General features: G+C 59.7%; 13 protein-coding genes. 2 read left to right on the top strand and 11 right to left on the bottom strand.

Annotated features, from left to right (window positions below):
• Positions 1 to 501 precede the first annotated feature (501 nt).
• The 4 genes from NKI05_RS30355 to bluB form a co-directional block, all read right to left on the bottom strand.
• Complete coding sequence (locus NKI05_RS30355; protein ID WP_352559006.1) at positions 502 to 756, bottom strand: helix-turn-helix domain-containing protein; 255 nt, start codon at positions 754 to 756, stop codon at positions 502 to 504.
• 451 nt (positions 757 to 1,207) lie between these two features.
• Positions 1,208 to 3,028: a glutamine--fructose-6-phosphate transaminase (isomerizing) gene (gene glmS / locus NKI05_RS30350; protein WP_352793983.1), complete on the bottom strand. Its 1,821-nt coding sequence runs from the start codon at positions 3,026 to 3,028 to the stop codon at positions 1,208 to 1,210.
• Positions 3,029 to 3,402: 374 nt separating this feature from the next.
• On the bottom strand, positions 3,403 to 3,786 hold the full coding sequence (locus NKI05_RS30345) for a class I SAM-dependent methyltransferase (RefSeq protein ID WP_352793981.1): 384 nt from the start codon (positions 3,784 to 3,786) through the stop codon (positions 3,403 to 3,405).
• A 126-nt stretch (positions 3,787 to 3,912) separates the two neighbouring features.
• Positions 3,913 to 4,548 carry a 5,6-dimethylbenzimidazole synthase gene (gene bluB / locus NKI05_RS30340; protein ID WP_352793979.1) on the bottom strand — a complete coding sequence of 212 codons (636 nt, stop codon included), beginning with the start codon at positions 4,546 to 4,548 and terminating at the stop codon, positions 3,913 to 3,915.
• A gap of 1,022 nt (positions 4,549 to 5,570) precedes the next feature.
• On the opposite strand from bluB, the gene NKI05_RS30335 reads away from it, so the two are divergent.
• On the top strand, positions 5,571 to 5,885 hold the full coding sequence (locus NKI05_RS30335) for a hypothetical protein (protein WP_352793977.1): 315 nt from the start codon (positions 5,571 to 5,573) through the stop codon (positions 5,883 to 5,885).
• A 1,131-nt stretch (positions 5,886 to 7,016) separates the two neighbouring features.
• Positions 7,017 to 7,772 (top strand): Crp/Fnr family transcriptional regulator, encoded by a 756-nt coding sequence (locus NKI05_RS30330; protein WP_352793975.1) that lies wholly within the window; start codon positions 7,017 to 7,019, stop codon positions 7,770 to 7,772.
• Positions 7,773 to 8,310: 538 nt separating this feature from the next.
• On the opposite strand, the gene NKI05_RS30325 is transcribed toward NKI05_RS30330, so the two are convergent.
• From NKI05_RS30325 to panB, 7 genes are all read right to left on the bottom strand, one after another.
• Positions 8,311 to 9,285 (bottom strand): hypothetical protein, encoded by a 975-nt coding sequence (locus NKI05_RS30325; RefSeq protein ID WP_023708080.1) that lies wholly within the window; start codon positions 9,283 to 9,285, stop codon positions 8,311 to 8,313.
• 170 nt (positions 9,286 to 9,455) lie between these two features.
• Positions 9,456 to 9,866 carry a DUF2285 domain-containing protein gene (locus NKI05_RS30320; protein ID WP_023673629.1) on the bottom strand — a complete coding sequence of 137 codons (411 nt, stop codon included), beginning with the start codon at positions 9,864 to 9,866 and terminating at the stop codon, positions 9,456 to 9,458.
• Positions 9,867 to 9,924: 58 nt separating this feature from the next.
• Positions 9,925 to 10,299, bottom strand: a complete 375-nt coding sequence (locus NKI05_RS30315; protein ID WP_352498917.1) for a transcriptional regulator domain-containing protein — start codon at positions 10,297 to 10,299, stop codon at positions 9,925 to 9,927.
• Positions 10,300 to 10,321: 22 nt separating this feature from the next.
• On the bottom strand, positions 10,322 to 10,954 hold the full coding sequence (locus NKI05_RS30310; RefSeq protein WP_352793972.1) for an acyl-homoserine-lactone synthase: 633 nt from the start codon (positions 10,952 to 10,954) through the stop codon (positions 10,322 to 10,324).
• Between the two features lie 92 nt (positions 10,955 to 11,046).
• The gene (locus NKI05_RS30305; protein ID WP_352793970.1) at positions 11,047 to 11,772 is read right to left on the bottom strand and encodes a LuxR family transcriptional regulator; all 726 of its coding nucleotides are present in this window, start codon (positions 11,770 to 11,772) and stop codon (positions 11,047 to 11,049) included.
• A 93-nt stretch (positions 11,773 to 11,865) separates the two neighbouring features.
• Complete coding sequence (gene panC / locus NKI05_RS30300; RefSeq protein ID WP_023740408.1) at positions 11,866 to 12,729, bottom strand: pantoate--beta-alanine ligase; 864 nt, start codon at positions 12,727 to 12,729, stop codon at positions 11,866 to 11,868.
• On the bottom strand, positions 12,726 to 13,586 hold the full coding sequence (gene panB / locus NKI05_RS30295) for a 3-methyl-2-oxobutanoate hydroxymethyltransferase (protein WP_023707031.1): 861 nt from the start codon (positions 13,584 to 13,586) through the stop codon (positions 12,726 to 12,728). The genes panC and panB overlap by 4 nt, the downstream gene beginning before the upstream one ends.
• Positions 13,587 to 13,700 lie beyond the last annotated feature (114 nt).

The raw sequence follows: 13,700 nt of genomic DNA, 5'->3' as shown, positions 1-13,700 counted from the left end.
CCCCCCATCACACACCAACGGCGCGGCCCCCGCCTCCCCCCCTCTATGCTCATAATTCAAGTCCCAGCCCCGCGGCGGGCGGGGGGGGGGGGGGGGCGGGGCCCCCCCCCCCCCCCCGCACGCCACTCACGAAGAGCGGCCCCTTTTCGTGGTTCGAACGCCCATAGTCAACCCGGAAACGTCAGGATGCCCGCCATGGTACTTTCAGAGCGGCGCGACTCGCCATGTTGGACGATTCAGCCTAGGAGTAGCCCCTCTCGTAGGCCGAGTTGATGCTCAAGCCAGCATCGCCTTGCCGAACTAGGAAGAGTTCGCCGTTACAATCCTTCGTCGCGAGCCGATGCCGTCGTGCACGTTTCGTAGCACTCCGGGCGGCTATATCGCTTGTTGTTCGGCGAGCTGCGCCAGAAGGCATTCGCATCAAATCGACTCAAGCGTCGACATCAGCCGCAAGCTTCACATCACAACAGCTAGTCCACCCATTGCAGATCATCCGACTGATCAGGCGGCGTCCGAAATGTCCAACTCCGACTCAAGAATTCCCATAGGTATGGAAAGCGATTTCGCTATCCGATCCCGATAGCCCTTGCTGTACCTCAGACCTCGCTCGATGTTTTGGATTTCCTCAGCGGCCAGCCCGCACGCGACCGCCAGATCGTCGATCGAATATCCAAGGTGCTCGCGATAAGCGCGGACGATGTGGGTTCCCTGGGACATAGCCGTCAAGACTGGTTCGGGAATGCGCGAATCCTTCATAAACATCTCCAAGAACTGGGAGCTCCCTCGGAGATTCCTCCCGAGGCGCACACCTAGCAAATAAAAAAAATGGTCGTCCATTCGGCCGAACCGGCCTCATGCATGGGATGGGCCGCTGAATTGGCCGGGCCGGAATATGGCGGCTCACCTGCTTCTGATCAAGTATCAAGGCTGCCCGTGCTGAGAGCCTGGTCGGCGTAGCGCATGCGACCTGCCATCCTTCGTGGACCATTCTCGCCGATGGCTTTCTTGAACAGCAACTCGAACTTTCGGCACGGACACTGCTTCCTTCGGCAATCTCCGCCGGCGAGGCAGCGAAAAACCCGCTCGTAACCGCTACCGAGTTTCGCAATTGCAGCAAACAATGGTCATCTGGTTTCATCCGGGCTTCGGATCCAGACAAGGGGTACCGCTTTCCTGGAGGCGCATCGCCACCTGTACAGGTGCACAATCATTCGACTGTGACCGATTTTGCGAGATTGCGCGGCTGGTCCACATCCGTCCCCATGAAGAGCGCCGTGTGGTAGGCTAGAAGCTGTATCGGGAGCGAGAAGATCATTGGCGCGATAATCTCGTCGACAACCGGCAGCACGAGCGTGTGCATGGTTTCGAGTTTCGATACGGCTGCCCCTTTTTCATCGGTGATGAGGATAATCCGCCCTCCACGGGCAGCCACTTCCTGCATGTTGGAAACGGTCTTGTCGAAAAGACGGTCATGGGGCGCGATGACGATCACTGGCATGTTCTCGTCTATCAATGCGATCGGCCCGTGCTTCAATTCACCCGCTGCATAGCCCTCGGCATGGATGTAGGAAATCTCCTTGAGCTTCAGCGCACCTTCCATCGCTAGCGGGAAACTGGTGCCACGGCCGAGATACAGGACGTCACGACACTTTGACAGTTCGCGCGACAAGAACTCGATTTCCGGCTGGATGCTCTCGAGTACGTGGCCCATCACGCGCGGCAATTCGGCGAGGCTGCTGACGAGCTCCTGCAGCTCGTCTTCGGGGACGGTCCCGCGGGCTCTGGCGGCGCCGATGGCGAGTCCTGCTAGAACGGCAAGCTGGCAGGTAAAAGCCTTGGTAGAGGCGACGCCGATCTCCGGTCCGGCAAGGATCGGGAAAACCGTATCGGCCTCGCGAGCGATGGTCGATTCGCAGGCATTGACGATAGCGCCAATTTTCAGCCCACGCTCCTTGCAGTACCTCAATGACGCAAGCGTATCGGCGGTTTCGCCGGACTGCGAGATGAAAAGAGCCGCCGACTGCGGCGGCAACGGGATCTCGCGGTAACGGAATTCGGACGCAACGTCGATTTCAACCGTCAGGCGCGCATAGCGCTCGAACCAGTATTTTCCGATCAGTCCGGCGAAATAGGCGGTCCCGCAGGCAGAGATCGCCAAGCTCGGGACCTTGGCGAAATCAATGCCAGGAACCATGTCGCGACTGTCTATGATGTTAATGTAATGATGGAGAGCATGGGCTATGACCTCGGGCTGCTCGTAAATCTCCTTCTCCATGAAGTGGCGATGGTTGCCCTTGTTGGCGAGATCGGCCGCGGCCGTGGAGATATGGCGCGGACGCTCGACGGGACGGCCGTCGACATCGAAGATATGGGCGCCCGAATTGCCGACAACGGCCCAGTCGCCGTCGATGAGATAGGTAATTTCATTGGTGAAGGGAGCAAGGGCGATCGCGTCGGAGCCCAGGAACATCTCGCCGTCGCCGTGGCCGATCGCGAGCGGTGGTCCGTTGCGCGCCGCCGTGATGGTCGACGGTTCATCTTCGAAGAGGATGGCAAGCGCATAAGCGCCCTTGACGCGTTTCAGCATGGCACGCGTGGCCTCTTGCGGCCTCATGCCCTCTCGGCGGTATCTTGCCAAGAGATGCCCAACGACCTCGGTGTCGGTGTCGGTCTGGAACTCGGCGCCATCCGCCGCCAATTCGTCCTTCAGCTCGGTGAAATTCTCGATGATGCCGTTATGGACTACGGCGACACCGTCGCTAAAGTGCGGGTGCGCATTGCGTTCGGTCGAGGCCCCGTGGGTTGCCCAACGCGTGTGGCCGATGCCGACGTTGCCGCTCAGCGGCTCTTCCTTCAGTCGCGTCTCGAGATTGACGAGCTTGCCCTCGGCGCGCCGGCGGTGCAAGGCACCCTCGATGATCGTCGCAACGCCGGCGGAATCATAGCCGCGATATTCCAAACCCTTCAACGCGCCGATCAACCGATCCGACACCGGCTGTTGCCCAACGATGCCAACAATCCCGCACATGTTCGTCTCCGCATCTTTGCGGGCAGCACCAGCCCACGCGAGACGGATACCCGTCCGGCCGCTTTAAGTGGCGGCCTTGTAGTAGAATTCCATAATATTGGTAAAATTGATTGTTGTGATAACTACCATCCACCCGATGGATAGGTCGGCCGCTGTGGAGCCACGACCCAAACTTCTATTCGCGCCTGACGCTCTTATGAGGATCGCAAACTCACACCCGCGGCAGGATCACGGCCTCGGAAAGGCCAGGAGGCCTTGGACAGTGGACGGACGACGGGCCTGCGACCCCTTGTCAGGCAGTCGGCATCTAGGAGCATGGTGCCGCCGACTTGGGCATCGGCGATGGTCTGTCTTGGCGACAGCCTGAGTTCGCTTCAGGACCGTCGTCTTCTCGCGCGGCTGCCGGTGTCAGTTGACGATAACAAATGTCCGCCGGGGGCGAGCGCCTCGCGCACGGCACGTGCCAGCCGCGGTCGGTCCGGGACGCCGTCGAAGGCGTTGGCCGTGAAGACGAAATCGACGGGGCGCGACACCAGAGTAGCGAGTTCATAGCGCGTAGCCGGCGACCAATAGCAATTGGTCGCGCCGGCGCCGGTCAGCCGGCGGTGCGCGGCCTCCAGCTGGTCGGCGTAGTGCGACGACAGGCGGGCGATCGTGGCGATCGGCACAGCCGCCCCGCAACAGAGGTCGACCACCTCCATGCCCGGCTTCAGCCCGGTTGTCGCAAGCGCCATCTTCGCTGCGGTCGCGCTTGTCATGCTGCTCTTTCCTGGCCTTTGCAAGAACACGAACCTCGGCTTCGGTCGGAATGGCAATGTGGCGAAGGGCGACCCGATCTGCGTCAAGCTCATCGCCAGGGAAGAGGCGAATGATGGGCAGCCCCACTACCGCCTGATGACCACCGGCGGCCGCCGATGTTCCCAGCATTCGCGTTCCAAGGTCGGCATGTCGTGCTCCTCGCTGGCATAGCCGAGGCAGAAATAGCCGATCAGCGTCCATTCGGGCGGCGTGTCGAGAATTTCGGCGATCTCGGTCGCATCGAGGATCGACACCCAGCCCATGCCGATGCCCTCCGCCCGCGCCGCCACCCACAGTGTGTGCACTGCCATGACGGCCGAATAGTCGATGGTCGCCGCCATGGTCATGCGACCGAGCCCATGGCCTTGTCGGGTCGTGCGGTCGGCGAAGACCGCGAATTGACAGGGCGCCTCGTCGAGCCCGGCAAGCTTCAGCCGGGCATAGAGTGCGGCGCGCTCTCCCGAAAAGCGCGTGAGCGCCTCAGCATTGCAGCGCTCGAAGCAGTCTCTCACGGCAGTGCGCCGCTTGAGGCTCTCGACGACTACGAAGCGCCAGGGCTGGCTGAGACCGACGGACGGCGCAATGCTGGCGAGCTCGAGCAGGCGTTCCAGCGTACCCTCTGGCAGAGCCGTCGGCTCGAAGCGCCGCACATCCCTGCGCCAGCGCAGCAGCGTGATCAGCTCGGAGCGAAAATCGTCGGTGAAATCTGGAGGTGACGGCATGGCGGTCTCGTTAGGTATGGATTGGCATTAGGGAGTACAGTGTGGACAGCCTCTGCCTATTGCCAAGCTGGCTTGTTGCGTCCGACAATCGCGTCATGCGACCGCAACCGCAAACGATAGAAAAATCTTTCCTCGTGGGCGGCGCTATTACGATGCAATCGACCAAGCCAGTTTCGATCAGCTCGCACCGCGGTGAATCGTGTACCAGGCCGTTGCTAAATGCGCCATTGACACTCAGGCGCACCCGTATCGCTCACCAGGCCTCCGAATGCAGAGAACGTCGGCCTGGAACGCGGAGACGGCGACAGGCATCTCAGCTTGCATATGGTCGTTCCTGCCGCATCGCCTGCAACTCAGTTTGCTTCCGACCACGTCGGCCTCGACGTCCCCGAAGATTCCCCAGGTCATTCGGCAGATACCATCGTCTGACGTCATAGCGCCGCAGCGGACAGCACCAGCTGCCCAGTTTCATTTGGTGCATCGCTGAGCTTCCAGTCGCCACCGCAATTTCGTCTTCCGCCAGCGTCAGGCCTGACCCAAATTGCAGCTCATCCCTCTCACAGTCGATTCGCGCTTGAATTATATGTTCTACTTTCGTTCACTGTTCGGACGACACATTAGAAAGAGCTGGAATGGAATCTATCATCAGCCTCGATAGCCGCCAAAGGTGGCCGCTGTTCAAGCCCGCCGAAAAGTTTGGATGCCGTTCACAAGGGGAGAGCATTGGCATTGGTGGGACCATGCCGGCACCATCTACCTCTTTGTTCTTCTCGGGGAACATCGCCCGGGCCATTGGTCTCAATCGTGACCGGAGAGTAAAAATAACTGACGCGCATCAGGGCTCGCGCAAGTGGAACGCGATGAGCATCCCAGTGACTGGCACATTCTACAATCAGCTACCAATTGACAAAACGTAAGGCAGGAGACGGTTGAGACGTGGACGGTGTTCGACCGTCGTACCGCAGAGTCGCCATAAGTCGCATTTACGAGGTCCTGATATTTGATGCAAATGGCTGGGAACGTTGCTCACCCTCAACTCGGAGGTGACCGTCACCATCAACAGCGGATGGGCTGGTGCCGTCATGAAGTTGGAGGGCGACTTGCCTCCTCTAGCCGTTTTCGCAACCTATTCCGTCGCCGTCTCGGTCAAGATCATAGATATCGGTGCCTACGACAGAGACCGGCCCGTGTACGTATGCGGGACCATTGCCCTTTCCGGAGGAACAGTCGACATCGCTGGCGATTGGAACACAGGCGCCTGTGTAGTTAGGATCGCAGGATTCTTGGCCATGAGCGCTGCTGATGAAGGACGCCAGACCCAGAGCGACCGCGCCTAGACAATGAAACCGCATCAAACACCCGCCAGCTAACACCCAAGAAATCTTAGCGGGCATTTTAGCTCCATGCAATATTAGCGCTGGCTTGGGCGCCTATATATCACCACCAAGCTCCAAAGAGATAAGTTATTGCCCCACTGCAATGATCAAGATCGCGTTGAGGGTCGCGCGATGGCGGGCTACTTGATTTCGGTTTGGCAGATGCGTGGCCAAAGACCGACGCGTGCTGCCAGGCATATGCATCTTCGGCGGGGTTTGACTTTTGATATTGCTAGGCAGGAAGGTCGCTAGCTGTACAGACCAGCTTATTACCGAGGTCGAGAATCCTAGTACCGATCGGTGGTAGTGCATCCACAGCAGTCTGATTTGACAGCCGTCGTCGAGCCGGAGTTCGCATCGCCCTCTGCGGTGAGGCCTCCGTAAGCGTCTGCGACGACCGACAGAGTCGACAAGCACGCGCTTCGTTCAGCGCCCCGAGGTGATCATGGCTGAAAGCGGCCCTACAAGGGCGGCCGATAGTAGCCTTCAAGGCCTACAAGAGGCAAACGCTGTGGAATCGTGTGCAGGGCGAGGTCGGCGGCCCGGTCCCGAAGGAGCATAAGAAGAACAAGGCCGAATGGCTGAAGCCGGGACTGGTCCGCCGGTCACGAGGTCGGAGGGCGAAGAGAAGCTGCGCCTCGCGAGGCTACGGATTTCTGGGAGGATAACCAAAGAGCGCGGCCAGTCTTAGGTATATTGTACGATTGTTACCCAAGCGGCGGCCGCATGGACTCTCATCATCTTGGAACTACATTGCCAGAATGGCACAGCTCTTTGAATCCGCCCCAATGAGCGCTTCATTTCAGATGATCGTGGACCACTATGAGACAGCGGTTTCACTCCAGGAGCGCATTGTAACTCGCGCTCGACAAGTCGGCTTGGCGACCAAAAGCGATGACGAATTTCTGGAGCATCTGAATGCCGCGTTAGAGCGGGTGCGCCAAAGCTTGGCTCGGGCCGATTAACGTAATTGATTAAAAAATGGGACATCCGCGGTCGGCAGGCATACAGTGTGCCATCGACGGCAACTCTAAGGGCGTCCGTCGGCTGTGAGCGATCAACATGCTTCCGCCCCAATAGGGAGAGGGAGCTATGACAGACTCCAGTTCACAAACTCACACTGCCGCGCAACGCGACACCGGCCAAAATTCGATCTATCGCAATTCGCTGCTGCTTCGAATGTGCTCGGCAGATTTGGCCTTGCTGCAACCTCATTTGGAAAGCGTCTCCCTTGGACTGAAGACGCATCTCGAAGTGGCGGGGTCTCCAATCAGAACCGTGTACTTCTTCGAGAGCGGTCTCGGGTCAGTGGTGGGCGAACTGCGGCCTGGTATTGAAGCTGAGATCGGAATCATTGGTTGTGAGGGTATGACCGGCTCAGCGCTTATCATGGGCGATGACCGGTCAACGCACGATTGTTACGTCCAATTAGAGGCCCGAGCCTTTGTTATCGACGCGGGCCTCTTCACCAAGGCGCTTTTGACAAGCCCAACCCTGCGAAGTTTTCTGCTCCGCTACGTTCACTACTTTCACCTCCAGGCAAGCTTCACCGCGCTCAGCAATGCCCGGATGAACATAGTCGACAGGCTCTCAAGATGGCTGGTGATGTGTGATGATCGCGTCGACGGGAACAGCTTTGCGATTACGCACGAGTTCTTATCAGTTATGCTCGGTGTCAGGCGGCCCGGCGTCACCATAGCGCTGCAAATCTTGGAGGGCCAAGGTCTGATACGCTCAATGCGAGGAGAGGTAGTCATTCTTGATCGCGCGCGTCTAATTGCGCTGGCAGATGGGTCATATGGCAGGGCTGAAGCCGAATACGCTCGGCTAGTCGGCAAACTGCATTGATCGCAGGCGCCGCGGCGTCCGTAGCGCCGCGACGGTGATCGCCAACGAATGTGCTCGACAGGAGATGGTCGATCTCCTGCATTGGAGTCACGTAAGCCGCCTAGACAGAGCCTTCACCGCCGACGTTGCCGAGCATCGGGATCCAAGACGAAGCTGTTATGCCGGCACCGCTGCATGCGCCCCGCGAGGAACAAACCGCCCCTCGCCTTCGTTCAGGATCCCGAAGCACGATACGGCTGTGCACCACCTTCCGGCCACTCAAAGGAGACCCGAGACGACTTGGTCCGTAAAGGAGGTTTTCGAAGAGCATCTGAGGCTTCGCGCGGCAGGCGATATCGAGGAGGATCTCTTGGGCGCACTGCCATCTAACCTCGATTAAACAGGCACTGATGCGCTGGCTGGAGCAATGGCGAGACTCATTGCACCAGCCAAGTTCAGGGCATGTGCAGACAACCGCTTTTGGCCCGGAACAGATCGATTGGCGGCATAGCCTTATCTTTCCCTCACAACGGGAAGGCTGTTTCGGGACTTTTCGAAATCAGCGGATCACAGGCTCGCCATGGAAGCGGCGGCGCGATGGAGGAGAAACGCCGAAGCCAACTTCCATCATCAGCCGTGGCCTGTGCGACGGCACGGTGCCCATATGGAACCCGAACGGATCCTCGACGAAACCGAAACCGGCCTTGCCGGTCAGCGTGACCGGACTCTGTTTGCCGTAGACGTCCAGAATCTCTTGCGCTGGATGGCCGACGACAAGCGTAAATTGGTGCTTGAGGGCGCGGCGATCATGGCTGCCGCGAACATAGATATGCGGGCCGGTCCCCTCGTCGACGGGCACCAGATAGAAAAAGAACTTCAGCATCCGCCAGTCGTCCAGGTCGAAGTGGTATTTGCCGAGCGAAGCCAGGTTCTTGTCCGCGTCCGACGCCTGGCCGGTCGGGAAGCTCCACCAGACGCGCGTCGTGATCAGCGTCGCCTGGCCGCCGAGATAGTGCGCCGCGATATCCATGAGCAGCGGATCGTTTTGGATGGCAACGGCCGACTTACAGCCCAGAATGCGCTCGAAATAATGGCCGCTGAGCAACGGACGGCCAAATCGCGCCTCAGCCTCCGCATGCTCCGCCGGCATGAACTCGAGTCGGCGATCGAAATTGCCGAAACAAGGTGTGCACCTGGCGAATGCGGCTACATCTTCAGCCACCATTGCAGGCAGGACAAGGCCGGGAAAAAGCCCATCCATCCGCAGCGCGTCGACAACGTCGTGGCAATTGACACCGGCAAACATCGTGTCCTGGGCTCTTTGCGGCCTTCGGACCGGCTTTGCACCACGCCAGTGCATTCTCCGTGCCGGCATGGTGCGCGCCAACATGAACATGGGCAGCCACGCCGGGTTCTCGCGAATATCCGACAGGTAGGTCGGAATGCGTACGGCTATGCGACGCAGCATGCTGCCGTTTCGCGCGATTGTCTCAAGGCTTGCAGCGCCGGCTTTGTCGGAGTTCATAACGGTCATCGGGGTCCTCAGGTCATGAATGCACTTATCGACGAAGTTGGGTCCCGGTGTTTCGCCGAAACCCGATTCGCCGCGGAAGAACTAGGCGCTTGCCACGTTTTGTGCAACGCACCATTGCAGTGAGAAAATGGAGGTTGCGCGTTCGTATAACACAATCGCACCCACTCCAATTACCTCAGGAACTGTCTGTAGCCGCCGCCCATCAGGTAGCGGCCGCGTTGGATGGCGCGACGTACCTGATCGCGAAGATGGCCGCCTGGATGACGCCAATCTTCTTCGACACGGCGTCTCCCGAACAAGGCAATGGCGACCTCCTGATGAGATGCTCCCGCCAGCGAGCCATCCAAAGCCTGCAGTACAATACGCAGACGCGCTCCGCGGTGTTCCGGCGGAAAGCAAGCAGCTGACACGCGGCGGCAATCATTGATGTCGTTCAGGAACTGAAGGGCAGCGACATGGAACTTGAGGTGCTGCGGCTGAAGGATCGCGTCGACATATAGCCGCAACGGGCGGAGGACGGACGCACCGGAAACGGCGATCTGCAGACTCCGGCAGTTCTCCCTCAGCAGCACGTGCTGCATGCCCGCAGCTGTCAGCAGGATGTCCTTGCAGCATGAGAGCGAAGAAAGGTGAAGCGGTTCAAAATCGTGGTCGAGCCCCAGCGGCTCCGCGGCCGCTCGTAGAATACAGGCGCAATCGCGCGGATCCCAAAAGACCCTCGCCGATGTAGCGTCCGACTGTGGCGCGTCCGCGAAAAAGGAGGCTCCATTGTCTTAGGAAAGCTGATTCTGTCGTCAACTCGATTATCTTCATGTCGGCCTGGGTTCCGACAAAGCAGGCGGACGGTGCCATTTTGGCGTGGTCGCGCTGGAATTGTGGATTGCGCCGAAGAAACTCCCAGGCCCAGCCAGTGCGTGGCAATCGTCTGGCGTAGTGGTAAGCGTCCTGGCGACGCCAGTCCGGCCAGCATACAAGGCCGACCGTCGCTTCCTTGGACAAACCAGCATCCTTCATGGCACAGGTGTCCACAATGGCGCTATACTGACGGGCCTAGAACCGGTTGCCACAGTACCGGTCCGCTCAGACGTCCCCTGCTGCGGATGCGCAAAAGGCTCGCGTGGGAAATCTCGAGAAACCCAGCCACCGCCTCCGTTTTGCCGACGCACTTGGGTTCTCCGATGCGCGACAATGGCCACGTAGCAAGGCGGAGGATCCGCTCCATGCGCGTGTCCGTCACCGTTACGATCCGGGTCAGATCCTTGGCCAAGCCGAACTCGATCATGCCCGCGAAGAGCTCGTAGGTCGCCTGGGCCAGCCCGCCCGCTGCCTTGGGCGCCGACGGAGGAAGATCGAGCGCGAAACGACTGCTCTCCCATATGTCGGTGGTCGAGGGCACGACGTCAGCACCCAGCAGCACCGGGAAGGTGTCGCGCAACATTGTGGGTCCGGTGCTGGGCAAAAGACGCACGCAACCGCGAATTCGCCAGTCGGATCCTTTGAGGAGCAGATAGACAGGCTTGAGAGCATCAAACGGATCGGATTCCATCTGGTCTTCGGTATCAACTTCCCAATCGAGCCTTTCCTTGAACACCCGAAACCTGAGCCCGTGCATCTCTTTGAGCTCGCCTGCAAAATCACTGTAAAAGTCTGGTGCTATCAGTTGCATCATGGTCGCCTCCATGTGGGATGTGTTCCCGCCATCGAAGGGCAAAGCTGACAGCGATGCAGCCTGTAGAGGTTTACAGGTATCGTGGCTGAGAATCAGGATCTCGTCAGGCCGGAGGCAGCCATTCGTGCAACGGCTTGGTTGATCGTTCGAACGCCAAACTTTGCCTTGGCGTTTTCCAGATGAAAGGTCACGGTGCGCTTTGAGACGCCGAGAAGCTGGCGAGTATCCCAAGCCGACTTGCCGCGCGCCGCCCATTTCAGGCACTCGAACTCCCGCGGGGTGAGCGTTACACCATCCACCACGCGATGATCGGCGAGCCTTCGCCGGACATGGATATGAAAGTTGATGGCCACCAGCTGCAATGCTTTTTCGTAACGTGCCAGTGACCGCAACAGAGGCGGACGGGACTCGTCGGAAGCAAAGGTCAGGGCAGCAAACCGGCCGAGATGATCATGCATGGACATCGTCAGGCCGCCGCAGATGCCAAACTCAGCCGCACTCTCTAGAATTTGTTGCTGCGAATTCGGCAGACCGTGCCGAGCGCGATCCACACCCCAATCGAATGTATCCCAGCCTTGCAGCCCGCGCAGGATGACCGGATCGAGACTGTGGTACCGCTGTTGCAGATAACGTGACGTCCAGGATGAAGGATAGTTTGAAATCAATTGGGGGGCGTCGCCGGAGGCTGACGGGTAGGTGAAATAGGCGAATAGCGGGAAGTCGAAGCCGGCTGCAGCGGAGGCCATTGCCTCACAGAGATCGGCAGCATCAACACTTGCAGACAGTTGCTCGACGAAGTTCTCAAACACGCGATGCATGTGTCCTGTGCGTAACCTCCGTAACGCTCAATGCCAGGCAGAGACCTTGTTTTAGATGATCCCGGACGAATACGGCGCGTGCCGAGAACGTGGCTAATCTGTTGAACCAATCCGAAATAGTCTGACGTTGTCTATGAGCCGTGTGCCGCCGAGCCAGGCGGCGGCAAGCAACCGTGCCGGTCGATCGAGGCTTGTTATCGGGTGCAGATCTGCCTCATCGCGAAGTTCCAGGTATTCGACCTCGCGATAGCCTGCAGCCAGAATTGCTGCGCGAGATTCTGCAAGCGTTGGCAGGATGGGTGAGCCGCGCTCAAGCCGCTCAGCCGTCTTGAGCAGGACCGATGATAGCTTGGGAGCAACAGCGCGTTCCGCTGGCGAGAGCCGCACATTGCGCGATGATAGCGCAAGACCGTCGGCTTCACGGACTGTCGGACAGGCAACAATGGTGATTGGAATATCCAGATCCCGGGCCATGCGCCTGACCAGGTGAATTTGCTGAAAGTCCTTTTCGCCAAAGAAGCCGAAGTCAGCGCTGGTCTGCAGGAAGAGCTTGGCGACGACGGTCGCCACGCCGTCGAAATGCCCCGGCCGGAATGTACCGCACAGGCCTTCGCTGACACCGCAAACCGAAACGGTGGTGGCGAAGCCCGCCGGATACATCTCCTCTGCATCTGGCGCATAAAGCAGGTGCGCGCCAACCGGTGCCAGTTTGGCGGCATCCTCGTCCTCGGTGCGGGGATACGCGGCAAGATCGGCCTGGCTGTTGAATTGCTTCGGGTTGACGAAGAGCGTCACTATCACACGGTCTGCCTTCTCGAGTGCAGCGCGCACCAGGCTGAGATGGCCCTCATGCAGGACGCCCATCGTTGGCACCAGGGCTATCCTCACACCTTCGCAGCGCCATGCGGCGACGCTTTCGCGAAGCTGGTCAACGCTCCTGACGATCGGCACGCTCACGCTGCTTCTCCGCTCTTGGTGGCGTCCGTGTCGGCGGGCTTGGGCGCATCGGCAAACACGTGCTCTGCGGCGGGAAACTGGCGCTCCTTCACCTCGCGCGCATAGGAAGCGATCGCAGCCGCAGCCGCCTCCCGGAGTTCAGCATAGCGCTTGACGAACTTGGGCCGGAAGTCGCCGAAGAGGCCCAGCATGTCGTCGACGACGAGAATCTGGCCGTCACAGGCTGCCGAGGCACCGATGCCAATGGTCGGGGTCGCCACCTCCTTGGTGATCCGGCGGGCGAGCGCCTCAGGAACCTTCTCCAGGACGACCGCAAAGGCGCCCGCTTCGCCCACCGCAATTGCGTCGCGCCTGATGCGCTCGGCATCCCCGCCCCTGCCCTGTACGCGGTAGCCACCGATGGTGTTGATGGCCTGCGGCGTCAATCCGACATGGGCCATGACGGGCACGCCGCGTGCGGCGAGGAAGCCGATCGTCTCTGCCATCGCTTCGCCGCCTTCGAGCTTGACGGCCGTGCAGCCGGTCTCGGCCATGACGCGCGCGGCATTGCGGAAAGCCTGCTCTGGGCTTTCCTCGTAGGAACCGAACGGCAGGTCGACCACCATCAGCGCCTGCTTGATGCCACGGCGCACCGCCTGGCCGTGCGTGATCATCATCTCCAGCGTGACACCGAGCGTCGAGGGCAGGCCGTGGAGAACCATGCCGACGCTGTCGCCGACGAGCACCACATCACAATGGGGATCGACAAGCCGGGCGACTGGGGTGGTGTAGGCGGTAAGGCAGACGAGCGGCGTCCCACCTTTGCGCGAACGAATATCCGGCGGTGTGATCGCCCTGGTGTCACCATAAGCGCTCATGGGACCCTCCTTCCCCTACGTTACCAGCTGCGGCTGTCGCCTTTGGCACATTTTTGTGCAGGTGCGAAGAGCAAAAAAATGGCCATGCAGCTGCGGGGTGTTGACGTGCCAATT

This window comes from Mesorhizobium sp. M0771, assembly GCF_040320155.1.
Lineage (GTDB): Bacteria > Pseudomonadota > Alphaproteobacteria > Rhizobiales > Rhizobiaceae > Mesorhizobium.
This window is presented reverse-complemented; position numbering and strand designations above follow the sequence as displayed.

Bases quoted from the DNA above. Each gene is read 5' to 3' on its own strand.
- NKI05_RS30320 (WP_023673629.1), bottom strand. From the start codon at position 9,866: ATGCAGCACGTGCTGCTGAGGGAGAACTGCCGGAGTCTGCAGATCGCC.
- NKI05_RS30305 (WP_352793970.1), bottom strand. From the start codon at position 11,772: ATGCATCGCGTGTTTGAGAACTTCGTCGAGCAACTGTCTGCAAGTGTT.
- NKI05_RS30330 (WP_352793975.1), top strand. From the start codon at position 7,017: ATGACAGACTCCAGTTCACAAACTCACACTGCCGCGCAACGCGACACC.
- glmS (WP_352793983.1), bottom strand. From the start codon at position 3,028: ATGTGCGGGATTGTTGGCATCGTTGGGCAACAGCCGGTGTCGGATCGG.
- bluB (WP_352793979.1), bottom strand. From the start codon at position 4,548: ATGCCGTCACCTCCAGATTTCACCGACGATTTTCGCTCCGAGCTGATC.
- NKI05_RS30315 (WP_352498917.1), bottom strand. From the start codon at position 10,299: ATGAAGGATGCTGGTTTGTCCAAGGAAGCGACGGTCGGCCTTGTATGC.
- NKI05_RS30310 (WP_352793972.1), bottom strand. From the start codon at position 10,954: ATGATGCAACTGATAGCACCAGACTTTTACAGTGATTTTGCAGGCGAG.
- NKI05_RS30355 (WP_352559006.1), bottom strand. From the start codon at position 756: ATGAAGGATTCGCGCATTCCCGAACCAGTCTTGACGGCTATGTCCCAG.
- NKI05_RS30345 (WP_352793981.1), bottom strand. From the start codon at position 3,786: ATGACAAGCGCGACCGCAGCGAAGATGGCGCTTGCGACAACCGGGCTG.
- panB (WP_023707031.1), bottom strand. From the start codon at position 13,586: ATGAGCGCTTATGGTGACACCAGGGCGATCACACCGCCGGATATTCGT.
- NKI05_RS30325 (WP_023708080.1), bottom strand. From the start codon at position 9,285: ATGACCGTTATGAACTCCGACAAAGCCGGCGCTGCAAGCCTTGAGACA.